Here is a 23,273-nt window from a genome sequence, read left to right on the forward strand (position 1 = left end):
AGCCGCCCCTTTTGTTGGTCTGTGCGAAGCTTACTTCGTCACCTGACCACGGATCTCGCCCCCCGGATTGGCCGCGGTGTGGATGTTGACGTAGAGTTTGCCGCCGAGCAGATCGGCGGCCTGCGCGTCGGTCAGCGTCGCCGAGCCCTCGGCCGGGCTGGTCGCAGCGCCTGGGATCGGGATCGCAACGCCGGCGTTCTTGCCGGGCTCGGCAGGTCCGTGGAAATGCGCGGCGGTGGCAGGGCCGGACAGGCCGGAATAGGTGACCTTCCAGGACAGCTTCTTGCTGGCGGCGTCGTAATCCAGATCGGCCGTTCCGGTGCCGCTGCTGGTCGTTGCGGGGACCTCCGACTTGGCGTCGAGCGTTGCTTTCAGCTTTTCCGCGCTGGCCGAACCCGCAAAAGCAACGGCGCCAAGCACTGACATGGCGATGACGATCTTGTTCATGATTTTTCTCCCTGCTGAACCCGTTTGGGCTGCCAAACTTCCAACAGCCGGCATTGCAGTTTATTCCCGTTTCAGGCCGCGGTGGGCTAAATTCTTCGTGGCTGGAGCCGCGAGGACATCGGTCATAAGCTTCGCCGCGATGACGAAAGGACCGCATGTTGCGACGAACAATCTCCGTGGCGCTGCTCGCCGCACTCGCCACAGCCGGCGTCTATTGGTGGCTCAGCGCGCCGGTGGGGGCGGCCGTCGGCACCGCGCCTGCCCGCGTCCCTGATCTTGCCAATGGCCAGGTGATCTTCAACGCCGGCGGCTGCGCCTCATGCCATGCCGTCCCCGACCAGCCCGATCGTCTCAGGCTCGGCGGCGGCGTCGCGATCAAGTCGCCGTTCGGAACGTTCTACGCGCCGAACATCTCGTCCGATCCGACCGATGGCATCGGCAAATGGAACGATGCCGAATTCGTCAATGCGGTGATGCACGGGGTCTCGCCGGACGGAGGGCATTATTTTCCGGCCTTTCCCTATACGTCCTATCAGCACGCCAGGCGCGAGGACGTGCTCGATCTCTTTGCGTACCTGAAAACGCTGCCGGCCGTCGCAGGCAAGGTGCGCGACCACGATGTGCGCTTTCCGTTCAACATCCGGCGTAACGTCGGCATTTGGAAATTCTTATTTCTGGACGACAAGCCCTTCGTCCCCGACAGCGCGAAGTCACCGCAGTGGAATCGCGGCGCCTATCTCGTCAACAGTTTTGGCCATTGCGCGGAATGCCACAGCCCGCGCAACGCGCTTGGCGGCATCACCGCCGCACAACGCTTCGCTGGAGGCCCCAATCCGGAAGGCGAGGGATGGGTGCCCAACATCACCCAGAAGGGCCTTGGCGAGTGGAGCGCGAAGGATATTGCCTATTTCCTGAAGACCGGCGAATTGCCCGACGGCGACAGCGTCGGCGGCGCGATGACGCGGGTGATCAAGAACACCTCGCAACTGCCGGACGACGATCTCGCGGCGATGGCGGACTATCTCAAATCGCTGCCGCCGGTGGACGGTCCGCCGCGTCCCAAGCGCAAGGAGGGCGGCACCTGATCGGGCCTGCCCTTTTTCGGACGGTCAACTCGCGCCAAACGCCTTGAAGGTGATGATGGTGAGGGTGTCCTGGATGCCGGGCAGCACCTGCACCTTCTCGTTGACGAAGTGGCCGATATCGGTGTCGTTGTCGACGTAAAACTTCACCAGCAGGTCGTATTGCCCGGCCGTGGAATAGATCTCGGAGGCGATCTCGGCTTCGGCAAGCGCATTGGCGACCACATAGGATTGGCCGAGCTTGCATTTGATCTGGACGAAAAAGGGAACCATCGCGGTCACTCCGAAAGCATATCTGACGGCTAATAGGCCAAACCCGGCCGGATTTAGCAAGCGAACTTGCTGGGCTGGGAGAGGCGCGCTAGGACGGGCCATGGCTTCGAAAACGCTGAAGAGCGCCCCATGACGACACCCGTAGCGCTGACCATTGCCGGCTCCGATTCGAGCGGCGGCGCCGGCATCCAGGCCGACCTGAAGACCTTTGCCGCGCTCGGCGTTTTTGGCGCTTCTGCCATCACGGCGCTGACGGCGCAGAACACCCGCGGCGTCACCGGCATTCACGCCGTGCCCGCCGAATTCGTCACCGCGCAGATCGACGCGGTGTTTTCCGATCTCGAGGTCGGCGCGGTCAAGATCGGCATGGTGGCGCAAGCCGCCAGCATCGATGCGATCGCGGCCGCGCTGTCGCGCTGGGCGCCCGGGCGTATCGTGCTCGATCCCGTGATGGTGGCGACGTCGGGCGATCGCCTGCTCGCGTCCGATTCCGTCGATGCCCTGCGCATCAAGCTGATGCCGCTGGCCTCGGTGATCACACCCAATCTGCCCGAGGCCGCGGCTCTGCTCGACGAGCCGGTCGCGGCCAGCGAGGCCGAGATCGAAAGCCAGGGGCGCCGGCTGCTGGCGCTCGGCTGTCGTGCGGTCCTGATCAAGGGCGGCCACGGCGAGGGCGCCGAGAGTATCGATTATCTCGTCGATGCCAGCACCACGATCGCGCTCGCCGCGCCGCGCCTTGCCACAAGCAACACCCATGGCACCGGCTGCTCGCTGTCCTCGGCGGTCGCCGCAGGGCTCGCCAGAGGCGAGGATCTCGAGCGCGCCGTGCGCAACGCCAAGACCTGGATCAGCGCGGCGATCGCCGCCGCCGACCGCTTCAGCGTCGGCCACGGACACGGCCCGATCCATCATTTCCATAAATTTTACTGACCGCCGGTCGCGAGCGCGCCACCGCTAGTCCCTCCCGCCATGCAGCTCCGGGTTCGTGCGGAGGGCGCTGCGACGCCATGTCGCCTGATTGTCGCATGCGACTGATATTCGCGGGTGGGCGAGGCAAGCGCGATTCGTATCCTAAGGTGCCTCAAAGGTTCAATTGGTCATCCCCCTGTCACGGGACATTGTTACAGGCTGGCGCATGGGAAGTTACGATGTGAGTGACGAGAGCCCGGAGCGGCGCTTTCGCACGTTGTTCATCTCCGACGTTCATCTCGGAGCCCGCGGTTCTCAAGCCGATCTTCTGCTCGATTTCCTGCGTTTCCATGATGCCGACACGATCTATCTCGTCGGCGATATCGTCGACGGCTGGGCGCTGAAATCGAGCTGGCATTGGCCGCAATCGCATAACGACCTCGTCCAGAAGCTTTTGCGCAAGGCGCGCAAGGGCGCCAAGGTCATCTACATCCCCGGCAATCACGACGAGTTCCTGCGCAACTATTACGGCACGCATTTCGGCGGCATCGACGTGGTCGAGAACACCGTCCACACCGGCGCGGACGGCAAGCGGTATCTCGTCATCCATGGCGACATCTTCGACCTCGTGGTGCAGAACGCACGCTGGCTCGCCCATCTCGGCGACAAGGCCTACGATTTCGCGATTCAGCTCAATCGCTTCGTCAACTTCTTCCGGCGCATGTTCAAGGTGCCGTATTGGTCGCTGTCGCAATGGGCCAAGCAGAAGGTCAAGAACGCGGTCAACTATATCGGCGCGTTCGAGCAGGCGCTCGCCGCCGAAGCGCGGCGCCACGACGCCGACGGCGTGATCTGCGGCCACATCCACTACGCGGTGATCCGCGACGAGGGCGGCATCCGCTACATGAATTGCGGCGACTGGGTCGAGAGCTGCACGGCACTGGTCGAGCACGACGAGGGCCATTTCGAGATCATCACCTGGGCGAACCAGGCCGAGAAGCCGGCACAGGTCCCGCAGATCGCAGCCAAAGCCGCATGACAAGGGCAGCCTGATGCGCATCCTGGTCGCGACCGACGCCTGGCACCCGCAAGTCAACGGTGTGGTTCGGACGCTGACCAAGCTTGCCGACGCCGCCAAAAGTCTCGACGTCGAATTCTCGTTCCTGACGCCGCAATGGTTCCGCACCTTTGCGATGCCGAGCTATCGGGACGTGCGGGTGGCCATGCCGCGCCCGGGCAGAATCGCGAAGCTGATCGAAGAGGCGCGCCCGGACAGCATCCACATCGCGACGGAGGGGCCGATCGGCCTGATGGTCCGCCGCTATTGCCGGCAGCGCAAGCTGCCCTTCACGACCAGCTTCCACACCCGCTTTCCCGAATATGTCCGCGCCCGCGTGCCGGTGCCGGGCTCGCTGATCTGGCGGGCGCTGCGCCGATTCCATAGCCCCAGCCGCGCCGTGATGGCGGCGACGCCGGCGCTCGCCAGTGAGCTGACCGAGCGCGGCTTCGACAATGTCGTGCTGTGGCCGCGCGGCGTCGACCCCCATCTGTTCCATCCCCGCGCGATCGATCTCTGCCTGCCGGCGCCGGTGTTCCTCTCGGTCGGTCGGGTCGCGGTGGAGAAGAATCTCGAGGCGTTCCTCGACCTCGAGCTGCCCGGCACCAAGGTGATCGTCGGTGACGGCCCGGCGCGTGTCGCGCTGGAGGAGGCCTATCCGGACGCGATCTTCCTCGGCGAAAAGCATGGCGAGGAGCTGGCGGACATCTACGCGGCCGCCGATGTCTTCGTGTTTCCGAGCAAGACCGACACGTTCGGCCTCGTTCTGCTCGAAGCCTTGGCGAGCGGCCTGCCTGTCGCGGCCTTCCCGGTGAAGGGCCCCCGCGACGTGATCGGCGATGCGCCGGTTGGCGCGCTCGATCACGATCTGCGCAGCGCCTGCTTTGCCGCGCTCGACATCTCCCGGCAGGACTGCGTGGAATTCGCCGCCAACTACACCTGGGAGGCCTCGGCCCGGGCTTTTATCGAGAGCATTTTGGCCGCCGGCGCCGTGATGCCCGGCCGGAACGGGGCAGAACCGGCGCGATTCGTCGCCTGAGGGGAAGAAGCCCTCGCCCGGAGATGCCTTGCCCGCGCCTCATCCGGCGCGATAACATCAGGCATGACAGAACAGCTTCTCCCGATCGGCCCTGCCGATATCGACGCCGCAGCACGCGTGATCGCACCCTTCGCCGTCCGCACCCCGCTGTTGTCCTTTCCCGTGCTCAACGAGCGTGTCGGCGCAAAGGTCTATCTCAAGCCGGAAATGCTCCAGCGCACCGGGTCGTTCAAGTTTCGCGGTGCCTTCAACAAGGTCGCCTCGATCCCGCAGGACAAGCGCGCCGGCGGCGTGGTCGCGTTCTCCTCCGGCAACCACGCCCAGGGCGTGGCGGCGGCGGCAAAGATCCTCGACATGCAGGCGACCATCGTGATGCCCGCGGATGCGCCGTTGTCAAAGCGCGAGCGTACCAAATCCTACGGTGCCGAGGTCGTGCTGTACGACCGCGACCGCGACGACCGCGAGGCGATCTCGCGCGGCATCGCCGAGAAGCGCGGCGCGACGCTGGTCAGGCCCTATGACGATCCCTTCGTGATCGCCGGTCAAGGCACGGCCGGCCGCGAGATCGCCGAGGACATGGCGGCACTCGGTCTCGCTCCTGACATCGTGGTAGCGCCGGCCTCCGGCGGCGGTCTGATCGCGGGCGTCGCGACGGCCGTGAAGGCACGCTTTCCGTTGGCCCAAATCGTCGTCGCCGAGCCCGAGGCATTCGACGATCATAGCCTTTCGCTGACCGCGGGCCATCGCGAGCCGCACGCACCCGCCGGCCGCACCATATGCGATGCGCTGATGGCCCTGATCCCCGGCGAGATGACGTTTGCGATCAACAGCAAGCTGCTCGCGCGCGGCGTCACCGCCTCGGACAAGGAAGTCGGCGCGGCCGTCGCCTTTGCCTATCGCGAGCTGAAGCTCGTGGTCGAACCGGGCGGAGCGGTCGGCCTGGCGGCGCTGCTTGCGGGACGACTTGATGTTGCCGGCAAGAATGTCGTCATCGTGCTCTCCGGCGGCAATGTCGACGCTGATCTGTTTGCCGAGCTGGTGGCCTGATAATCAATCTTCTGACATCAAGAAGGGCAGAGCGTCACCGCTCTGCCCTTTGTCGTGTGTGGCCGACCGCGATCAGTGCATGAAGCCGCGGTGGTTGTTGCCGCCGTTGCCACCCTGGCTCTGGTTCATCGACTGCCGGAAATTGTTGCTGCCGTTGTTGACGATCCGGTTGGTCTCATTGAACTGCGGGTGGTTGTTGTTCTGCACCTGCACCTTGTTCACGGGGTTGTTGCTGATCTTCGCCCCGTTGTTGATGCGGATCGGGTTGTTCTGCGTCTGAACGTTGACGGGCTTCGTATCGATGGTCGTGCCGCCCTTGCCGACATTGACCGGCATGCTCACGATCTTGCCAGGATTGCCACCGGTTGTGCCGTTGGCAGTACCATTCGGCGTCTTGTTGGTCGCAGGCAGCGTCACGATCTTGCCGATGCCGCCATTGTTGTTGGTGGTGTTGGTCGGCGCAGGCAGGGTCACGATCTTGCCCGGGGTCTGCGACGGCGTGCCGTTCTGCTGGTTGGGCTGGTTGTTGCCCGCGGGCAGGTTGACGATCTGGCCGACATGTCCGAGCTTGCCGATGCCGTTGTTGTCGCCCGACTTCTGCACGATCGGCAAATTGCCGTTCACTTGCGCGCCGCCATTACCCTGCTGCAGCGGCATGTATTTGGGCTGGCCGAGATTGCCGATCTTGAAGGTCGGGGCGATATTCTGCGGCGCCAGGAACTTGGTCGCCTGCATCAAGGGGATCTGCTTCGGCTGCATCTGGAGCTTCAGCGCGACCTGCGCATAGGGCGTGTTGCCGTAGCTGTCGTAGAAGTTCTTGTAGCCGAGCGGCGAGTTCGCGAGCACCGCCTTGTGCCAGGCCTGCGTGAGCAGCAGGTTGTTGAGCAGCCAGCGGACGTGATCGCACAGCGGGTCGTGCGGATACATCGTGATGAATTCCTGATAGTACTCCGGCCGTGCTTCGGACACGACGTAGTCATAGGCCTGGCGCGTCGAGCGGCTCGGCAGATTGGAGGCCATCTGCACCACAGGCGCATTCACCGGTGCGCGGCTGGCGGCAACCGCGGTGTCGCCGAAGAAGGTGAAGTCGGACGTGAGCGACGAGCTCTCCCACGGGATCTGCGCGCCGCTGGTGGTCTGGTTCACTTCGAGGCGCACGCGCTTGAACAGCTGCTCGATCGGCACGTTGGGCTCGCGCGCGACGTTCAGGAAGGCCTGCGTGTAGGGGCTGTGGCCGCCGGTGCCGTCCTGCGCTTCGGCGCCCGGCGCGGTCGAGTAGCCGACGATCGAGCCGTTCGGGGCATCGACGATGGCCAGGCCGCGGCCGGCATCGTTCACGTTCGGGAACGGGTTATTGCGGCAGGCATCGAGGATGACGATGCGCATACGGCTCGGGATCGTCTCCAGCGTCGACATCACGTCGACCAGGCGGACGGAGTTGTTGACGAGTTCGGTCTGGCTCGAGACCTTGGCGTCGACCGGAACGAGGTAGTTCTCGCCGGCGAGTTGCACGCCGTGACCGGCATAGTAGACCATCGCCACCGTGTTCGGACCACGCGCCGACACTTTGGCGGAGAAGTCCTGGACGACGCGGAGCATGTCGTTCTGGGTGAGGTCGGTCGCGGCGACCACTTCGAAGCCGGCGGAGTTCAGGAACTTCGCCATGGACTCCGCGTCGTTGTCCGGATTGGCGAGCTGCGGCGCGTTCTGATAGTTCGAATTGCCGATCACCAGCGCGACACGCTGTTCCGGGCCTTGCAGCGCGGTAGGGGCCGGCTCGACCGGGGCGACTTGCGCGGAAACTGGGCCGCAGGCAAAGCCGAACAGGCTCCCCAGCAGGCTAGCCGTCATCAGGAAAGGTTTTAGGCGGAACATGGCGTGCTCCCTTGGCACTGATCTCGATACGGTATTGGTTGCCGGCAAACTTGGCCGCGTTCGAGTTTGATGTCCGTGATCCCCATCACCATGGTAGGCTGCGTGATCTGAATCACGCTTGGAACCTGCCAAGGTGGGCGCCCAATGGGAGGACAGTCCGTCACATGCTGAAATCGATCGATCCGATCCTCACGCCCGACCTGCTTTGGCTACTGGCTTCCATGGGCCACGGCGACGATCTTGCTTTCGTCGATGCCAATCACCCCTCGGCGCGCATCGCGCAGAGCACGCATTCGCAGCGCCTGATCCAGTTGCCGGGCATGAGCATGGAGACCGCGATTCGCGCCATCATGTCGGTCTATCCGCTCGACGATTTCGATCCCGATCCGGTCCGCGTGATGATGCCGGTCGACGATCCCGACCGCGTCCCCGACGTGCAGCGCGCGGTGCTCGCGGAGATCGAGCGTGCCGCCGGCCGGCCCGTCACGCCCGGAAAACTCTCGCGGCCGGATTTTTATCGCGCGGCGGCGGCGAGCTTTGGCGTCGTACAGGTCGGCGACAGCAGCAGTTACGGATGCTTCCTGATCAGGAAGGGTGTGATCAGCTAGCAGCGCACGATCGAACGATGCGGGACGGCGTCACGCGTGCTCGAATGGTCCGACCTCGCGGATCACCTTGCAGATCTGCAGGAAGCCGCTGGCGTAGAATTCGGCATGTCCTCGCTTCATCGTCTCGACATGTTCGGGATGGGTGCGCCAGGCTTCGAGCGCTTCCTCAGAGGCAAAACGGAACACGGTGAGCTCCTCGCCGTCGTCGGCCTTGAACGACTTGACCGATACAAAGCCGGGAAGACGGCTGACGATGTCGTACATGCGCGCGCCGAGTCGGTCGTGTTCGTCGACAGAGGCGCCGTTACGCAATTGTAGATCGCCAATGACAATCACTTCACCAATCATATTTCTACACCTTAATCGATAGGATTCCTGCCGCTCGATCTGCTATTCGGTTCCGTGAGGGCTTTGTTACTTGGCACTCGAAATTGAATGGTCATTCCGCAGGCGGCCGTCTATCGTCCATCCATGTCACGCTTTTTATGTCTATCTGTCGCTATCGTCCTATCGCTGCTGCCGGCTGTCGCGCCGGCTGCTTCAATCCAAAAGCGTCCCAAGCAAGCTTGGCATGGCTACGGCTTCCTGCCGGGCTATCGCCAGCCGCTGAGCAACAGCATTCCCCTCTACAAGCAGAAGGAAGCGATGCGGCGGATGTCGCCTAGCGACCGGCGCCATTGGTACATCGATCCGGTTCCGCAATATTACGGCTGGGATGGTGAGTGGCGCTATTTCGGCCGGCCCGGCTTCGGCGGCGGCCGCTACAATGGCGGCAGTTTTGGGCCGTGCTGGACGCGGACGCCGATCGGTGCGGTGTGGAATTGCGGGTGATCGGCTGAGCATCCGTCATTGCGAGCGGAGCGCGCTGCGCTCGCAATGACGTTGAGAGAGTGTTTCCTCATTCCGCTCTCGTGCCGCGGACGCAGCGTGGCGTCTCTTCGACGGTGCGCTGCAGAGCCGGGGCCATGTGGCGACGGAAGCTGTGGCTCGTGGGTCCCGGATCTGTGCTTCGCTTGTCCGGGACACGAGACGGAGCAGGCCGCATCCCCTTACGAGAAGAACGCGATCTTCTCGGCCTGCGTCATGCGGCGGATGGGCGCCATGGGATCGTTGGCGGCGGCGCGGGGCTTTTGCAGGATGCCGCTGGCGAGGATGGTGGCGCCAAGTGAGGCTTCCGGAACCGGCGACGTCATCGGGAGCGTCGTGGCCTGCGCCGCGCCGAATGTCGCGGATGCTGCCATGACGGGCGCTGGCTGCTCCATCACTTCGGCGGCGGCTTCTGCAATGGCGTTGGTGAGGCGCGCCAGCGATTCCATCGCGATCGGCGCTTCCTCTACGGGCTCCTCCACCATCGCTGCGGCGGCGACTGGCTCTGGTGCGAACGGCTCGGGTGCGATCGGCTCCGGTATCTCGGCTGCGATGGGCGCTGCGGCCTCCGCAACCACCGGCTCCGGAACCGTCGCTTCCATCTCGACCGGTTCGATGATCTCGTCGAATTCCGGGTCTGGCGCGGCCATCTCCAGCGCGATGGCCTCGAGGATGGCTTCGTCCTCGGCTTCGGCGGCGGCATCGAGCGAAAATTCGTCCGTCACCTCCGCGAAGGCCTCAGTGGCTGGCTCTTCAAAAGCGGTGTCTTCAGGCGCGATCCGGCTCTCGGCGACGGTCTCCGGCTCGAGCGCGACGTCCGTCGCCTGCTCGGCAACGGAGAAGGCCTCGGCGACGATTCCGGCCGCTTCCATGGCGGCTTCGGGCTCGATCGCCTCTGCGATGCCCTGCGGCGCCTCCGTAAGAGCCACGGGTGCTTCGCTGGCCATCGCCGCAGGCGCGGCCTCCGGCAGCGGAGCTTCCGCAACGGGCGAGGGTGCCTCCTGCACCGGAGCCGGCGAGGGGCGCGCGGCCTGCGGCATTGCGTCAGCGTCGGTCTGGTCGATCCGGTCCTTGAGCAGATCGAATGCGGCCTTGAGGTCGGCGCGGGGGTCGATGGTGGCAACCTGCGCGCAGGCCGCCTCGATCGACGCGAGCTGCGAATCAATCAGGTCGCAGATTCGCCCGTCGGCGCCGATCTCGCGCCAGCGCCAGGAGATCTCCTTGATGATGCGCAGGCCGCGCGGAATCGGCGCGAGGCTCGCCTCGATCGCCGCGGGATCGAACGCCGCGATCGCAATCGTCTCGGCTTCGCGGATCGCGTGCCGGATCGCGACCAGCGCCTCGGGGAGGCGGTCCTCGACGACGGGTTGGCGCTGTGCCGCAAGGGCTTCTTCGATTTTCGCGACCGCGTCGAGCACCATGCGGGTATCGGCATTGCGGTTGCGCTTGGCGTATTCGCCGAGGAACCAGCGGCCGCGCGCGGTCTCCATGAAGGCTTCGCGGATCGCGTCGTAATCCTGCTCGTTCGGCTCGGCCGCACGGGCAGACATAGGCGAGAGGGCGAATGCTTCGTTGGCCATGTCAATCTCGTCGCGCAAATCACCGCGCGTTACAGTAACGATCATCACGATATCGACCGAATCGCAATTGGTTTAATGGCAGGCGAATCACAAATCCCCATCGCAGCAGCTCAGAAGCGGCGATTCGCCGTGAGCCTCGCGCTGTTCTACTCGGCCGTGTTCGCGGTGTCGGGAACGCATCTGCCGTTCTTTCCGCTCTGGCTGAAGGCGATCGGCATCGACGCGGCCTGGATCGGCCTCATCAACGCGCTGCCGGCGATCACACGCTTCACCACGCTGCCGCAGATCACCGCCTTTGCCGAAAAGCGACATGCGATTCGCGCCGGCATGATGGTGTCGGTGCTGGCGACGGCGATCGGGTTCACGGCGGTCGGCTTGCAGCAGCAGCCGCTGGCGCTGTTCCTGATCTATGCGCTGACCTGCATGATGTGGACGCCGACCATGCCGCTGACCGACGCCTATGCGCTGCGTGGCGTCGCCCGCTACGGGCTCGATTACGGGCCGGTGCGGCTGTGGGGTTCGGCAGCGTTCGCGGCCGGCTCGCTCGCCTGCGGCTATCTCGTAGACCACATCGCGGCGCGCGATCTGATCTGGGTCATCGTCGCCTGGGCCGGGGTTGCGGTCGCCGCCGGCATGCTGCTTCAGCCGCTCGACGACGTTAGGCGACGGACGACAACGGTGCACGCCGGCAAGGCGCTGCTGCGCGATGCCGGCTTCTGGGCCATCATCGTTTCGGCCGCGCTGATCCAGGGCAGTCACGTCGCGTATTATACGTTCTCGGCCATCAACTGGCAGGCCCACGGCCTCGGCGGGCTGACGATCGCGGGCCTCTGGACGTTAGGGGTGATCGCCGAGATCGTCGTGTTCGCGCTGTCGCCGCGCTTCTCGCTGCATCCGTCCTCGCTCATGGCGATCGGGGGCGCGAGCGCGGTCGTGCGCTGGGTCGTCACCGCGTACGATCCGCCGCTCGCGCTGCTCGCGGTCGTGCAACTCGGCCACGGCCTGACCTTCGGGATGACGATCCTCGGCACCATGAGTCTGCTGGTGCAGCGCGTGCCGTCGCATCAGATCGCGCGGGGGCAGGGTTATTACGCGGCGTGCAACGGGCTGCTGGGTGCGACCACCTCGATCGCGTCAGGCGCGATCTACGCTCGCATCGGCGACGGCCTCTATTATGTGATGGCGGCAATGGCCGCTGCCGGCGCGCTTGTGATCTGGTCGGCGCGGCACCGGCTGAAAGCTCATCCCCAGAGCGACGAGTCCGGCGGGTAGACCAGGCTGTCATCATAACGCAGGCCATGATCGCGGTCGCGCGTCAGCAGCAGCGGGCCGTCGAGATCGACGAAGCGCGCCTGCGGCGTCACCAGCATCGCAGGCGCCATCGACAGCGAGGTCGCGACCATGCAGCCGATCATGATCTCGAAGCCGAGCGCCTGCGCGGCATCGGCCATCGCCAGCGCCTCGGTGAGGCCGCCAGTCTTGTCGAGCTTGATGTTCACGGCGTCGTAGCGCTCGCGGAGTGACGCCAGCGAAGTGCGGTCGTGCACGCTCTCGTCGGCGCAAACCACCAGCGGCCGCTTGATCCGCGCCAGCGCGTCGTCTTGGCCCGCGGGCAGCGGCTGCTCGACCAAGGTGACGCCGACGGCCTCGCAGGCCGCGAGATTCTGCTCCAGATTGGCTTCGGTCCAGGCCTCGTTGGCATCCACGATCAGCTCGGATTCGGGTGCGGCGTTGCGCACCGCGGCGATCCGCTCCCCGTCGCCGTCGCCGCCGAGCTTGATCTTGAGCAGCGGCCGGTGCGCCGCCTTGGCAGTCGCCGCCGCCATGGCCTCGGGCGTGTCCAGCGAGATGGTGTAGGCCGTGGTGCGTTCGCCCGGCGCCGGGCGGTCGAGCAGGCTCCAGGCCCGCAGGCCCGCCGCCTTGGCTTCCAGATCGATCAGGGCACAATCCAGGGCATTGCGGGCCGCCCCGGGCGGCATGGCGGCTTGCAGGGCCTGGCGGGTGAGGCCGCCGGCCACGGCGTCCTGCATGGCCTGGATGGCGGCAAGGGTCGCCTCTGGCGTCTCGCCATAGCGGGGATAGGGCACGCATTCGCCGCGGCCGGTCAGGCCCTTCCGGCGGACCTCGGCCACGACGGTAACGGCCTCGGTCTTGGCGCCCCGGCTGATGGTGAAACTGCCTGCGATGGGAAAGCGCTCGATTCGCGCAGCGAGGGCAGGAACTTTGCTGGAAGTCATTTTGAACTCTGGCGAAATCTGAACCTGCTGGTTACCTCTAGCAACTAAGGTTAACCAGTTGGGGATACCTTCTCCGGGTAAGGGCGCGTGCGCAACCATCTGACTTCAACCGTTTTTCGCGCCCCGGCACGGGAGCGGACATCTTGAACGGCGATCCGAAGCTGGAACGGATTGCGAAGGGCAATGCGCTGGCACTCTGCGCCACTGGAACCTGGACCGCGAGCTTCGCGCCGGTCCTGGAGCGGATGGTGGCTGACGCCGAGAAGCTCGCCGGCGGCCCACAAAGCATCTTTATCGACGTGTCCGAGGTTGCCAAGCTCGACACCTTTGGCGCGTGGCTGATCGAGCGGCTGCGCCGCAGCCTGACGCAGGGCGCCGTCGAGGCGCAGATCGCCGGCCTCTCCGCCAATTATTCGAGCCTCGTGGACGAGGTGCGGCGGGTCAGGGCGACGCCTGTCGTCGACACCAGCACGATCACCATCACCGGCATGCTGGAGCAGATCGGCCAGACCGTGGCTGGGGTTGCCGGCACCGTGGCAGGCCTGATCGACATGCTCGGCGCGGTGCTCGCGGCGGGCGCGCGCACCCTGATTCACCCGCGCTCGTTCCGCTTGACCTCGACGGTGCATCATCTCGAGCAGGTCTGCTGGCGCGCGGTGCCGATCGTGGTGCTGATCACCTTCCTGATCGGCTGCATCATTGCCCAGCAGGGCATCTTCCACTTCCGCAGGTTCGGCGCCGACATCTTTGTCGTCGACATGCTCGGCGTGCTGGTGTTGCGCGAGATCGGCGTGCTGCTGGTCGCGATCATGGTCGCCGGCCGCTCGGGCAGCGCCTACACGGCCGAGCTCGGCTCGATGAAGATGCGCGAAGAGATCGACGCGCTGCGCACCATGGGGTTCGATCCGATCGAGGTGCTGGTGCTGCCGCGCATGCTGGCGCTGGTGCTGGCGCTGCCGATCCTGGCCTTCCTCGGCGCGATGGCCGCGCTCTATGGAGGCGGTCTCGTCGCCTGGCTCTATGGCGGCGTTGATCCCGAAGCCTTCCTGCTGCGCCTGCGCGACGCCATCTCGATCGACCATTTCATCGTCGGCATCGTCAAGGCGCCGGTAATGGCCGCGGTGATCGGCATCGTCGCCTGCGTCGAGGGCCTCGCCGTGCAGGGCAGCGCGGAATCGCTCGGCCAGCACACGACGGCCTCGGTGGTGAAGGGCATCTTCTTCGTCATCGTCATGGACGGCGTGTTCGCCATCTTCTTCGCCTCGATCGGGATGTGACGATGGTGGGCGAGATCCAGAACCCCATCATCCGCGTCCGCGACATCACCGTGCAGTTCGGCGCGACGCGCGTGCTCGACGGGCTCGACCTCGACGTCAAGCGCGGCGAGATTTTGGGCTTCGTCGGCCCTTCCGGCGCGGGCAAGTCCGTGCTCACACGCACGATCATCGGCCTAGTGCCTAAGGTCGCAGGAAGCATCGAGGTGTTCGGCGTCGACCTGGATGCCTCCAATACCTCGCAGCGGCGCGCCGTGGAGCGGCGCTGGGGCGTGCTGTTCCAGCAGGGCGCGCTGTTCTCCTCGCTCACGGTGCGGCAGAACATCCAGTTTCCGATGCGCGAATATCTGCGGGTGTCGCAGCGGCTGATGGACGAGATCACCATCGCCAAGCTCACCATGGTGGGTCTCAAGCCTGAAGTCGCCGATCGCTTTCCCTCGGAACTGTCGGGCGGCATGATCAAGCGCGTGGCGCTGGCGCGCGCGCTGTCGCTCGACCCGGATCTCGTCTTCCTGGACGAGCCGACCTCGGGCCTGGACCCGATCGGCGCCGGCGACTTCGACGAGCTGGTCAGGACCTTGCAGCGTACTTTGGGGCTGACCGTTTTCATGGTAACCCACGACCTCGATAGCCTTTACACAGCATGTGACCGCATCGCCGTTTTAGGCAACGGTAAGATCATTGCGGCAGGGTCGATCGCCGACATGCAGGCCTCGCAGCATCCCTGGCTGAGGCAATATTTCCATGGCAAGCGCGCTCGCGCGGTGATGGGCTGAGATGCCGGAGTAGCTGATGGAAACGCGCGCAAATTACGTGCTGATCGGGTCGTTCACGCTGGCGGTGATCGCCGCCGCGATCGGCTTCGTGCTGTGGTTTCAGTCGCTGCACACGACCAAGCAGCGCAGCCCCCTGCGCGTCGTGTTCGAGGGCCCGGCCGCGGGCCTGCGCAACGGCGGCAGCGTCAATTTCAACGGTATCCGGGTGGGCGAGGTGGTCTCGGTGAAGCTCGACAACCCGCGGCGGGTTGTCGCACTTGCCATGGTCGAGAACAACGCCCCGATCCGCAAGGACACCCTGGTCGGCCTCGAATTCCAGGGCCTGACCGGCGTCGCCGCGATTTCGCTCAAGGGCGGCGAGGAGGCGGCGCCTGCGCCGCCGCTCGACGAGGACGGCATTCCGACGCTGACGGCCGATCCCAACAAGCTCCAGGACGTCACCGAGGCGATCCGCGGCACGCTGCAGAACATCAACAAGATCGTCGCCGACAATCAGGAGTCGGTGAAGAACTCGCTGAAGAATCTCGAGACCTTCACCAACTCGCTCGCCCGCAACTCCGAGAAGATCGACGGCGTGATGGCCAAGGTCGACGGCGTCATGCTCAAGGCCGACGGCCTCATGCTCGGCCTCAACACGCTCGCCGGTGGCAAGGACGGCGGCGAGCTGTTCCAGGCGGTGAAGTCGATCCGCGAACTGGCCGACGATTTCGACAAGCGCTCCGGCGCATTGATGACCGACGGCCGCCGCACGCTCAGCGACATCAGCCGCGCCGTCAACAATTTCGACCGCAACCCGACCCGCGTCCTGTTCGGCGCCAGCAACAACGCGCCGCCGGCCGCGCCGCCGCCGCCCGAGCCGCCGAAACCCGCCGTGCCGGAGCGCAGGCGGTAGTAGGCGCGTTGCACTCGACCCTCTCCTTCGTCATTGCGAGCGAAGCGAAGCAATCCAGACCGTCTCCGCATAAGCAGTCTGGATTGCTTCGTCGCAAGAGCTCCTCGCAATGACGAGTTTGTAGAGGCGCAACGACGTTCCCAAAACAAAACGGAGGCCGTGAGGCCTCCGTTTTCATTCGTCATGCGTCTTGGCGACTGACCGCTTACCCCAGCCGGCCTGCTGCGTGAGCGAGCAGCGTGTACACCAGGCCCGTCTCCGAGGTCAGGTGGTTGCGCAGCTCCTGCGGGCCGCGGCCGTCGCGGGCGACTTCGTCGAGCAGGCGTTCGAATTCGGCGACATAGCGGTCGACCGTGGCCTTGAAGTTGCGGTCGGATCGATACTTGCGGGCGACCTCGTCAAAGGCCTTCTGGCCGGCGGGCGTGTAGAGGCGCTTGGTGAAGGCCTTGTTCTCGCCGCGCTGGTAGCGGTCCCACATCTCGGACGCGAGGTTGCGGTCCATCAGCCGGCCGATGTCGAGCGACAAGGATTCCAGCGGATTGCCGCCACCTTGCGGAGCCTGCGGCTGCGGAGCCGGTGCAGCCTGGCGGCCGCGCTGGGGCTCACGTCCGCTGGGCGCGCCCTGGTTGGCGTCCGTGCGGCTAAGCAGGTCGGACAACCAGCCGTCACGGCCCTGGTCATTGCCGGCCGGCGCCACCGGGGGAGCTTCGGTGCGGCGCGAGGAGGCCGGCATGCCGAGGTCCGGCGGCGGCAGCGTCGAGGCGCTGGCGCTCTCGCGCATGCGCGTCTCGGTGCTGCGCGCGCCGACGGCCGCCAGCATCGGCTCTTCCTGGCGTTGCACGCTGGCGCGGCCCGTCGTGGAGACGTCGAGGCCGCGGCCGTGCTGGGCCACGATGCGGTTGAGCTCGGCGAGGGCCTCGATCTGGTCGACGATCACCTTGCGCATCTGCGCAGTGCTCTCGGCCGCCTCCTGAGGCATCTCGAGCACGCCGCGGCGCAGCTCGTTGCGGGTGGCTTCGAGCTCGTTGTGCATCTCGAACGCCATCTGCTTCATGCTGGAGACGAGGTTGGTGAACTTCTCGGTCGACTGCTTGAACATCGCATCCGCCTCGTCGGTGGTCTGGCGGTAGATGTCGTGCATGGCCTCGACGGTCTGCCGATGCTCCTCTTCTGAGGCCGACCGCACCGCTTCGAACTGGCGCGTGATCGCGGCGGAACCGGCGCCGGCGGTCTCCGCGACGACGCGGGCGATGTCGCGGGCACGCTCTTCGGCGGCCGCCAGCGATTCATCGAGCAGGCCGGTGAAGCGCGACAGGCGCTGGTCGAGATCGGCCGTGCGCAGGTCGATCGTGGTGACAAGCGATTCCAGCGCCTCCTTGCGTTCGGCGAGCGAGGCGGTGGTGTTCTTGTTGCTCTGTTCCACGACCTGTGCGGCCTCGACCAGTGCCTTGCCGTGCGCGTCGAACTGGGTCGACAGCTCGCCGAGATCCTGGAGCGCCCGCGTGGTCTTACTGTTGAAGACGTTGAGCTGGTCTTCCAGGTTCTGCGTCGCAGCGCCGTTGCGCGAGGTGACGTCGTTCATCGCCGAGACGAAGTCGGCGACGCGCGTCACCAGCGCCCGCTCGAGCGAGTTGAGGTTGTCGTGCGCACCGGTCAGCACCTCCTGGAGCAGGATGTTGCCTTCGCGCAGTCGCTCGAACAGGGCGACCGTGTCGGTGCGCAGGATCTTGCTGGTCTCCTGCATCTCTGTGACCGCCGCGATCGAGACCTGGCGCGACTGGTCGATCGCCGCGCGGGAGGCCTGCTCGAGGTCCTTGAGCGACTTGTTGACGGCACCTGTCGCCATCTCGCTCGCCGAGTTGATGGTTCGCGCCACCTCGGAGCCGTTGCCCATCATGGTCTGCGAGAACGCATGTCCGCGCGTCTCGATCGACTTCAGCGCGTCGGATGTGACGCGGTCGATGTCGAGCGTGAGCTGGCTGGTCTTGGAGCCGATCGCGTCCACGAGCGAGCCGCGCTTGGCGTCGATCATGTTGGCGAGACGGTCGGACTGCTGCTGCACGTAGGTGACGATCTCGTCGGTCTTGCCGGTCATGGCCTGGCCGAAGCTGCTGCTGGCGGCGAGCACCGAGCGCTCGACGTCGGCCGAACTCGACTTGACCCGCGAGCTCGCCTCGTTGGAGGCGTTGATCAACGCGTTCTGGGCGTTGAGCGCGCTGGTCTGGATGTCGTTGGTCGCGTTCGCGGTGGCCGTGCTCAGCGTACGCTCGATCTCGCTCGAGATCGTGCGGATCTGGCTTGCGGCATCCGCCGAGGTCGAGGTCAGCGAGGTCTGCGCCTCACGCGCGCTGTTGAGGATGGTCGAGGCGGTGTCGGCGCCGACCGAGGTCAGCGTGCGCTCGATGTCTATGGTCAGCGACTTGATCTGGCTCGCAGCGTCCGTCGAGGCGGAGATCAGCGTGCCCTGGGCCTCGCGTACGCCGCTGGTGAGCGCCTCGATGGTGGCCCCGCCGGCGGTCGCCAGCGCGCGCTGCATCTCGGCCGCCAGCGAACGAACCTGGCCGGTCTGTTCGGCGGAGACCGCCAGCAGGGTGCTCTGGGCATCGCGGGCGCTGGTCGTGATCGTCTCGGCGGTCGACTGGCCGACCTGCGAGAGCGAGCGATGCACTTCGGCGGCGAGAGACTTGACCTGGCTCGCCGCATCCGAGGACGCGCTGACGAGCGTGCTCTGGGCTTCGCGGGCGCCGCTCATGATGGTCTCTGCCGTCGCGGTTCCCGCCATCGAGAGCGAGCGCTGCACGTCCGAGGACAGCGCCTTGATCTGGTTGGCGGTCTCGCTCGAGGCCGCGATCAGCGCGCTCTGCGCATCGCGGGCGCCGGCGGTGATCGATTCCGCCGTTGTGGTGCCGGCCATCGACAGCGAGCGCTGCACGTCGGCGGTGAGGGTCTTGACGTGGTTGGCGGCGTCCGAGGACGCCGTGACGAGCGTGGTCTGTACCTCGCGGGCACCGGCCAGGATCGAGGCGGCGGTCGCCGAGCCTGCTGACGACAGCGTGCGTTCGACGTCGGCGGTGAGAGTCTTGACGTGGTTGGCCGCATCCGAGGACGCCGTCACGAGCGTGGTCTGCACCTCGCGGGCACCGGCCAGGATCGAGGCGGCGGTCGCCGAGCCTGCCGACGACAGCGTGCGTTCGACGTCGGCCGCGAGCCCCTTGATCTGGTTGGAGGCATCGCCCGACGCGGCGACCAGCGTCGACTGGGCTTCGCGGGCGCTGGTCAGGATCGAGTTCGCGGCACCGGTGCCGACGGCGGTCAGCGCGCGCTCGACCTCGGCGGAGGTCATCTTGAGCTGGGCATTGACGTCGGAGGAGACCGTCATCAGCGACTGCTGCGCGGTGCGCGCACCGGTCTGGATGGTCTCGCTGGTGTTGACCACGAGGTTGGTGAGCGAGCGCTCGGCGTCCTCGACATGCGAGCGAATCGCGGTCGAGATCATCTCGGCGCGGGACATCATGTCCTCGCTGGCCTGGCGTCCGCTGCTCTCGATGCGGCCGGCGACGGCCTCGACGCGCGAGCCGAGCAGGTCCTCGAATTGCGCCACGCGCACGTCGATGTCGCTGGCGACCGAGCCGACCTTGGTCTCGATGGCCTGCTGGATGTCCTGGAAGCGCGCCGTGACCGTGTCGGTCAGGTGCATGCTGCGGCCATCGATGATCTCGGCGACGCCGGTGATGCGGCGATCGACCGCCTCGATCGCCTGCGCGGTGCCGTCCGTGAGTGTCGAGGTCAGCAGGGTGAGGCGGGAATCGATCGACTGCACGGCCTGCGAGGCGCCGTTCGTCACCGCGCTGGTCAGGTAGGTGAGGCGCGTGTCGATGGATTCGAGCGCCTGCGACGCGCCGCCGGTGAGGGTGGTCGTCAGATGCGTGAGGCGCGTGTCGATCGTCTGGATGGTCTGCGACGCGCCATCGGTCAGCGAGGTCGCGAGGTGGTTGAGGCGGTTGTCGATGGTCTCGACAGCCTGAGACGCGCCGTCGGTCAGCGACGTCGTGAGGTGGGTGAGGCGGGAGTCGATCGACTGGATCGCCTGCGCGGCGCCGTCGGTCAGCGACGAGGCGAGGTTGTTGAGCCGTCCGTCGATTGTCTCGGTGACCGACTTCGCACGGGTATCGAACGACTGTTCGAGCGCGGCGACGCGGCCGACGAGCTGTTCGTCGAAGGTCTTGATGTGACCGTCGATCGTGGAGTCGAGGCTCGAGATCTTGCCGTTCAGCGAGGCATCGAGGTTGCTGACACGTTCGCCGATCGTGGTCTCGAACTGCACCAGGCGCTGGTCGAGCACAGCCGTGATCGCGCCGCCATTGGCGGTGAAGCGGGTGTCGAAATTGTCGACATAGCTCTTCAGCGATTCATGGATGTCCTGCGTGCGCTGGCCCATCCGATCGACGATCTCGCCGCCGAAGGTTTTCACGGTGCGGTCGAACTCGGAGATGTGGCGGGTGATCAGCGCGCCCAGCGTGCCGGAGTCGCGGGCGAACTTCTCGACCAGCTCGGTGCCCTGGTTCTTCACCAGCTCGTCGAAGGCGCTCATCTGGAGCGACAGCGAGTCGTGCGCGGTCTCGGTCTGGCTGACGACCTTGGCGACCAGCGTGTTGACGGTGGCGTCGAGTGCTTCGCTGGCCTTGTCGCCGGAGGTCATGATCTGGCCGGCGAGGCGGTTGCCGGCGTCGTCGATCTTGGCGGAGAGGTCGTTGGAGCGCAGCTCGAGCTCGAGCAGCAGCGAGTCCGACGAATTCTTCAGGCTGTCGTGCACCTGCTCGGTGCGCTCGGAGATGCCGTCGACAATCGCGGCGGAGCGCTGCTCGAACTCGCCGGTGATGCGGTCGATGCGCTCGTTCAGCATCTCGTGGACACGGTCGGCGAGGTCGACGAATTCGTCGTGAACGTGGCCGGTCTTGAAATTGAGGCTGGTGGTCAGCCGCTCGCTGGCGTCGAGCACGGCGCGCGTGGTCTCGTTGCTGGCCTCCTCGAGGCGGTCGAGCAGGTCGCCGCCGCGCTCGCCGAGCGCGAGGATCATGTTGTCGCCGGCGTTGCTCAGCGCACCGGTGATGTGGGCGCCGCGCTCTTCGAGTGCGCCGGTGATGGACTTGGCGACCTCGTCGACGCGCGAGGCGATCGCGTCCGAGATCAGTGCGATGTCGTGGCGCAAATCGATCTGCACGCCGGAGATGGCGCTGCGGACCTGCTCGGCCTGGCCGACCAGATTGTCGCGCTGATGCGCGATGTCCTGGAGCAGGGCGCGGATGCGCACTTCGTTGTCGGAATAGGCGCGTTCGAGCGCCGCGACCTCGTTGGCGACCAGCGTCTCGAGCTCGCCGGCGCGCGCGATGGCGCGCTCGATGCCGTCGCCCATCGCCGCAACCTCGCGGCGGATGGCCTGGCCGACGGTCACCATGGAATCCGAAGCCGAGCCTTCCGGCTCGGAGAAGCGGATCGCAACCTGGGCCATAGCCTGCGCGACCGAGCTCATTTGCTGGCCGCGCCAGACGAGGCTCGCCAGGAAGAAGAACAGCATGATCGGCGCGAAGAACATCGTGACGAGGCCGGCAATGGCCAAGACGCCGCCGCTCTGGCCCATCGCCGCCTGGATCGAAGGCAAGAAGCCGACCGTCAGTGCGGCGCAGGCGGCGAGCCAGATGACGGTGAAGATTGTCGCGCCGGTGTAGATGTTGCGGGTCGGGCGTCCCGTCTGCAACGTCTGCAAGAGCTGGCCGATGGTCGCACGGTCGTCATTGGCGGCGCGGCGCGAGGAGCGCGGCTCCTCGATCGGGTCGAACATCGCGCGTTCGTTCGCGGCAGGGCGCGCGTCGAAGCTCGGTTCGTCGAACATCGGGGGAGCCGGTGGCGCAACCGGGGGCGACGTTTCGTTGCGCATCGAGGCGTTGCGGCTGGTGTCCGCGGCCGTGTCGCTGATGTTCAGGGCTTCCTGGATTGCAGAAAGCGCATCTTCTGTGGGGTCTTTGACCTTCTTCGGAGTGTTCGCCATGTTCAGTCCGAGCCCTCGTTACTTGTACGCGTCCCCCCGCGAGCTCTGCGCGCTACGCAAGCCCACAGTCCGGATCATGCCGCTTGCGCGGATCTCCGAGCCATCCCCACCCGGACGGCTTGTCCGCCAATTTCTCCAACATCCTATTGGCAGAGCGTCGCGAATGAAATGCCCGCGATTAAGACAATCTTAATCATCGTTAACAGGATCGTGCCGTAACGCCTTAGCAATAAATGGAATTCTCCACCGGACTCGCCGGATTGCGGCAACTTTTCGTCAATAAGCAGGCAGATTTGCGCAAAACGGCCAGAACATTTCGTTAACCATTTCCATGCTTGGGTGGAGGGAACTTGACCGCCGGACCGGCGGACATCGCGCGATGCCGGGGCCTGCGCCATGACGCCTGAACTGCAACGGATGGACTGGATGCCCTCGCCCCCGCTTGCACCGATCGAAAGCCCGCTCGACCTCGATCATCTCTCACGCATGACGCTCGGCGATTCCGAGCTGGAGCAGGAAGTGCTGGCGATGTTTGCCGAGCAGACGGTGCGCCTGATCGCGACGATGGCAGCGCTGCCGGCCGAAGCCGGCGCACTCGCCCACAAGCTCAAGGGCTCGGCGCGCGGGATCGGCGCCTTTGCAGTGGCGGATGCCGCAGCCAGCCTGGAGACTGCGATCCAGACCGGCCAGGGCCGGCCTCACGCCTTCGCCGCGCTGAAAGAGGCGGTGACCGAGGCTCGCGCCGCCATCGAGGCGATCCTGAATCCTTAGGCCAACAGGGCCCGAACCGTGCTGTAGTCTTTTGTTTTGACGGGTCTTCTTCCCGCGAAGCGGTATTCGCGACTTCATCAAAACGCTATGGCGCCGGGCTGACCGACCCGTTATAGGACAGCCCGGACCCTCCTTCATTCCCTAGATCGCGGCAGCACGAGCACACATGGCCAAAATCCACTTTGTCGATCACAAGGGCGAAACCCGTACGGTGGACGTCGAGAACGGCGCGACTGTGATGGAAGCCGCCATCCGCAACAGCATTCCCGGCATCGAGGCCGAATGCGGCGGCGCCTGCGCCTGCGCCACCTGTCATGTCTATGTCGACGAAGCGTGGCGCGAGAAGGTCGGTAGCCCGACGCCGATGGAAGAGGACATGCTCGACTTCGGCTTCGACGTGCGCCCGAACTCGCGCCTGTCCTGCCAAATCAAGGTCTCCGACGATCTCGACGGCCTCGTGGTGGCGACGCCGGAACGGCAGGCCTAACTCTCT

The 23,273-nt window shown here is 65.7% G+C and carries 21 protein-coding genes; 13 read left to right on the top strand and 8 right to left on the bottom strand.

The features are described 5' to 3' along the window. Nucleotides 1-30: 30 nt before the first annotated feature. Nucleotides 31-447, bottom strand: coding sequence for a CHRD domain-containing protein (locus tag IVA93_RS12675; protein ID WP_007602019.1), 417 nt, complete (start codon nucleotides 445-447; stop codon nucleotides 31-33). A gap of 155 nt (nucleotides 448-602) precedes the next feature. On the opposite strand from IVA93_RS12675, the gene IVA93_RS12680 reads away from it, so the two are divergent. Next, a complete protein-coding gene (locus IVA93_RS12680; protein WP_247541678.1) occupies nucleotides 603-1,532 on the top strand; it encodes a cytochrome c in 930 nt (309 codons plus the stop codon). A 24-nt stretch (nucleotides 1,533-1,556) separates the two neighbouring features. Here IVA93_RS12680 and IVA93_RS12685 read toward each other — a convergent pair whose 3' ends face one another. Then, complete coding sequence (locus IVA93_RS12685; RefSeq protein WP_007602021.1) at nucleotides 1,557-1,802, bottom strand: Lrp/AsnC ligand binding domain-containing protein; 246 nt, start codon at nucleotides 1,800-1,802, stop codon at nucleotides 1,557-1,559. 129 nt (nucleotides 1,803-1,931) lie between these two features. Between IVA93_RS12685 and thiD the strand changes: the two genes are divergently transcribed. The 4 genes from thiD (at nucleotide 1,932) to IVA93_RS12705 (ending at nucleotide 5,854) form a co-directional block, all read left to right on the top strand. Further along, a complete protein-coding gene (gene thiD, locus IVA93_RS12690) occupies nucleotides 1,932-2,732 on the top strand; it encodes a bifunctional hydroxymethylpyrimidine kinase/phosphomethylpyrimidine kinase (protein WP_247541679.1) in 801 nt (266 codons plus the stop codon). A 205-nt stretch (nucleotides 2,733-2,937) separates the two neighbouring features. Continuing rightward, a complete protein-coding gene (locus IVA93_RS12695; protein ID WP_085348823.1) occupies nucleotides 2,938-3,750 on the top strand; it encodes a UDP-2,3-diacylglucosamine diphosphatase in 813 nt (270 codons plus the stop codon). Between the two features lie 13 nt (nucleotides 3,751-3,763). After that, on the top strand, nucleotides 3,764-4,807 hold the full coding sequence (locus IVA93_RS12700; RefSeq protein ID WP_247541680.1) for a glycosyltransferase family 4 protein: 1,044 nt from the start codon (nucleotides 3,764-3,766) through the stop codon (nucleotides 4,805-4,807). A 63-nt stretch (nucleotides 4,808-4,870) separates the two neighbouring features. After that, a complete protein-coding gene (locus IVA93_RS12705) occupies nucleotides 4,871-5,854 on the top strand; it encodes a threonine/serine dehydratase family protein (RefSeq protein WP_085348824.1) in 984 nt (327 codons plus the stop codon). Nucleotides 5,855-5,926: 72 nt separating this feature from the next. Here the strand turns inward: IVA93_RS12705 and IVA93_RS12710 are convergent, their stop codons facing one another. Then, on the bottom strand, nucleotides 5,927-7,729 hold the full coding sequence (locus IVA93_RS12710) for a caspase family protein (RefSeq protein WP_247541681.1): 1,803 nt from the start codon (nucleotides 7,727-7,729) through the stop codon (nucleotides 5,927-5,929). 164 nt (nucleotides 7,730-7,893) lie between these two features. On the opposite strand from IVA93_RS12710, the gene IVA93_RS12715 reads away from it, so the two are divergent. Continuing rightward, the gene (locus IVA93_RS12715) at nucleotides 7,894-8,337 is read left to right on the top strand and encodes an RbsD/FucU family protein (protein ID WP_018457525.1); all 444 of its coding nucleotides are present in this window, start codon (nucleotides 7,894-7,896) and stop codon (nucleotides 8,335-8,337) included. 30 nt (nucleotides 8,338-8,367) lie between these two features. Here IVA93_RS12715 and IVA93_RS12720 read toward each other — a convergent pair whose 3' ends face one another. Then, nucleotides 8,368-8,685: an antibiotic biosynthesis monooxygenase family protein gene (locus tag IVA93_RS12720; RefSeq protein WP_018457526.1), complete on the bottom strand. Its 318-nt coding sequence runs from the start codon at nucleotides 8,683-8,685 to the stop codon at nucleotides 8,368-8,370. Between the two features lie 87 nt (nucleotides 8,686-8,772). Between IVA93_RS12720 and IVA93_RS12725 the strand changes: the two genes are divergently transcribed. Beyond that, nucleotides 8,773-9,168: a hypothetical protein gene (locus IVA93_RS12725; RefSeq protein ID WP_018457527.1), complete on the top strand. Its 396-nt coding sequence runs from the start codon at nucleotides 8,773-8,775 to the stop codon at nucleotides 9,166-9,168. Nucleotides 9,169-9,386: 218 nt separating this feature from the next. Here the strand turns inward: IVA93_RS12725 and IVA93_RS12730 are convergent, their stop codons facing one another. Further along, nucleotides 9,387-10,784 carry a hypothetical protein gene (locus IVA93_RS12730; protein WP_026233391.1) on the bottom strand — a complete coding sequence of 466 codons (1,398 nt, stop codon included), beginning with the start codon at nucleotides 10,782-10,784 and terminating at the stop codon, nucleotides 9,387-9,389. A gap of 75 nt (nucleotides 10,785-10,859) precedes the next feature. Between IVA93_RS12730 and IVA93_RS12735 the strand changes: the two genes are divergently transcribed. Next, nucleotides 10,860-12,056 (top strand): MFS transporter, encoded by a 1,197-nt coding sequence (locus IVA93_RS12735; RefSeq protein ID WP_018457529.1) that lies wholly within the window; start codon nucleotides 10,860-10,862, stop codon nucleotides 12,054-12,056. Here the strand turns inward: IVA93_RS12735 and dgcA are convergent. Continuing rightward, nucleotides 12,026-13,021 (bottom strand): N-acetyl-D-Glu racemase DgcA, encoded by a 996-nt coding sequence (gene dgcA, locus IVA93_RS12740; protein WP_018457530.1) that lies wholly within the window; start codon nucleotides 13,019-13,021, stop codon nucleotides 12,026-12,028. The genes IVA93_RS12735 and dgcA overlap by 31 nt on opposite strands. 143 nt (nucleotides 13,022-13,164) lie before the next feature. On the opposite strand from dgcA, the gene IVA93_RS12745 reads away from it, so the two are divergent. Genes IVA93_RS12745 through IVA93_RS12755 form a run of 3 tightly spaced genes read left to right on the top strand, consistent with a single transcriptional unit; the run spans nucleotide 13,165 to nucleotide 15,963 of the window. Continuing rightward, entirely contained in the window at nucleotides 13,165-14,298 is a 1,134-nt protein-coding gene (locus IVA93_RS12745) for an MlaE family ABC transporter permease (protein ID WP_018457531.1), read from the top strand. Nucleotides 14,299-14,300: 2 nt separating this feature from the next. Further along, nucleotides 14,301-15,071: an ABC transporter ATP-binding protein gene (locus tag IVA93_RS12750; RefSeq protein ID WP_247377986.1), complete on the top strand. Its 771-nt coding sequence runs from the start codon at nucleotides 14,301-14,303 to the stop codon at nucleotides 15,069-15,071. Between the two features lie 16 nt (nucleotides 15,072-15,087). Continuing rightward, nucleotides 15,088-15,963 carry an MlaD family protein gene (locus IVA93_RS12755; protein WP_018457533.1) on the top strand — a complete coding sequence of 292 codons (876 nt, stop codon included), beginning with the start codon at nucleotides 15,088-15,090 and terminating at the stop codon, nucleotides 15,961-15,963. 205 nt (nucleotides 15,964-16,168) lie between these two features. On the opposite strand, the gene IVA93_RS12760 is transcribed toward IVA93_RS12755, so the two are convergent. Both IVA93_RS12760 and IVA93_RS12765 read right to left on the bottom strand, forming a co-directional pair. Continuing rightward, nucleotides 16,169-22,009 carry an apolipoprotein A-IV repeat region-like domain-containing protein gene (locus IVA93_RS12760; protein ID WP_247541682.1) on the bottom strand — a complete coding sequence of 1,947 codons (5,841 nt, stop codon included), beginning with the start codon at nucleotides 22,007-22,009 and terminating at the stop codon, nucleotides 16,169-16,171. Nucleotides 22,010-22,152: 143 nt separating this feature from the next. Continuing rightward, nucleotides 22,153-22,407, bottom strand: coding sequence for a hypothetical protein (locus tag IVA93_RS12765; protein WP_157643026.1), 255 nt, complete (start codon nucleotides 22,405-22,407; stop codon nucleotides 22,153-22,155). Here IVA93_RS12765 and IVA93_RS12770 point away from each other — a divergent pair. Both IVA93_RS12770 and IVA93_RS12775 read left to right on the top strand, forming a co-directional pair. Continuing rightward, a complete protein-coding gene (locus tag IVA93_RS12770; RefSeq protein WP_247297148.1) occupies nucleotides 22,406-22,780 on the top strand; it encodes an Hpt domain-containing protein in 375 nt (124 codons plus the stop codon). The two genes, IVA93_RS12765 and IVA93_RS12770, sit on opposite strands and share 2 nt — an antisense overlap. A gap of 166 nt (nucleotides 22,781-22,946) precedes the next feature. Beyond that, entirely contained in the window at nucleotides 22,947-23,267 is a 321-nt protein-coding gene (locus tag IVA93_RS12775; protein WP_007602043.1) for a 2Fe-2S iron-sulfur cluster-binding protein, read from the top strand. Nucleotides 23,268-23,273: the final 6 nt, after the last annotated feature.

It is taken from the genome of Bradyrhizobium sp. 155, from assembly GCF_023101105.1.
Lineage (GTDB): Bacteria > Pseudomonadota > Alphaproteobacteria > Rhizobiales > Xanthobacteraceae > Bradyrhizobium > Bradyrhizobium canariense_D.

Bases quoted from the DNA above. Each gene is read 5' to 3' on its own strand.
- IVA93_RS12695 (WP_085348823.1), top strand. From the start codon at position 2,938: ATGGGAAGTTACGATGTGAGTGACGAGAGCCCGGAGCGGCGCTTTCGC.
- IVA93_RS12705 (WP_085348824.1), top strand. From the start codon at position 4,871: ATGACAGAACAGCTTCTCCCGATCGGCCCTGCCGATATCGACGCCGCA.
- thiD (WP_247541679.1), top strand. From the start codon at position 1,932: ATGACGACACCCGTAGCGCTGACCATTGCCGGCTCCGATTCGAGCGGC.
- IVA93_RS12750 (WP_247377986.1), top strand. From the start codon at position 14,301: ATGGTGGGCGAGATCCAGAACCCCATCATCCGCGTCCGCGACATCACC.
- IVA93_RS12735 (WP_018457529.1), top strand. From the start codon at position 10,860: ATGGCAGGCGAATCACAAATCCCCATCGCAGCAGCTCAGAAGCGGCGA.
- IVA93_RS12715 (WP_018457525.1), top strand. From the start codon at position 7,894: ATGCTGAAATCGATCGATCCGATCCTCACGCCCGACCTGCTTTGGCTA.
- IVA93_RS12755 (WP_018457533.1), top strand. From the start codon at position 15,088: ATGGAAACGCGCGCAAATTACGTGCTGATCGGGTCGTTCACGCTGGCG.
- IVA93_RS12760 (WP_247541682.1), bottom strand. From the start codon at position 22,009: ATGGCGAACACTCCGAAGAAGGTCAAAGACCCCACAGAAGATGCGCTT.
- IVA93_RS12720 (WP_018457526.1), bottom strand. From the start codon at position 8,685: ATGATTGGTGAAGTGATTGTCATTGGCGATCTACAATTGCGTAACGGC.
- dgcA (WP_018457530.1), bottom strand. From the start codon at position 13,021: ATGACTTCCAGCAAAGTTCCTGCCCTCGCTGCGCGAATCGAGCGCTTT.
- IVA93_RS12765 (WP_157643026.1), bottom strand. From the start codon at position 22,407: ATGGCGCAGGCCCCGGCATCGCGCGATGTCCGCCGGTCCGGCGGTCAA.
- IVA93_RS12700 (WP_247541680.1), top strand. From the start codon at position 3,764: ATGCGCATCCTGGTCGCGACCGACGCCTGGCACCCGCAAGTCAACGGT.
- IVA93_RS12710 (WP_247541681.1), bottom strand. From the start codon at position 7,729: ATGTTCCGCCTAAAACCTTTCCTGATGACGGCTAGCCTGCTGGGGAGC.
- IVA93_RS12680 (WP_247541678.1), top strand. From the start codon at position 603: ATGTTGCGACGAACAATCTCCGTGGCGCTGCTCGCCGCACTCGCCACA.
- IVA93_RS12775 (WP_007602043.1), top strand. From the start codon at position 22,947: ATGGCCAAAATCCACTTTGTCGATCACAAGGGCGAAACCCGTACGGTG.
- IVA93_RS12730 (WP_026233391.1), bottom strand. From the start codon at position 10,784: ATGGCCAACGAAGCATTCGCCCTCTCGCCTATGTCTGCCCGTGCGGCC.
- IVA93_RS12770 (WP_247297148.1), top strand. From the start codon at position 22,406: ATGACGCCTGAACTGCAACGGATGGACTGGATGCCCTCGCCCCCGCTT.
- IVA93_RS12685 (WP_007602021.1), bottom strand. From the start codon at position 1,802: ATGGTTCCCTTTTTCGTCCAGATCAAATGCAAGCTCGGCCAATCCTAT.
- IVA93_RS12675 (WP_007602019.1), bottom strand. From the start codon at position 447: ATGAACAAGATCGTCATCGCCATGTCAGTGCTTGGCGCCGTTGCTTTT.
- IVA93_RS12725 (WP_018457527.1), top strand. From the start codon at position 8,773: ATGGTCATTCCGCAGGCGGCCGTCTATCGTCCATCCATGTCACGCTTT.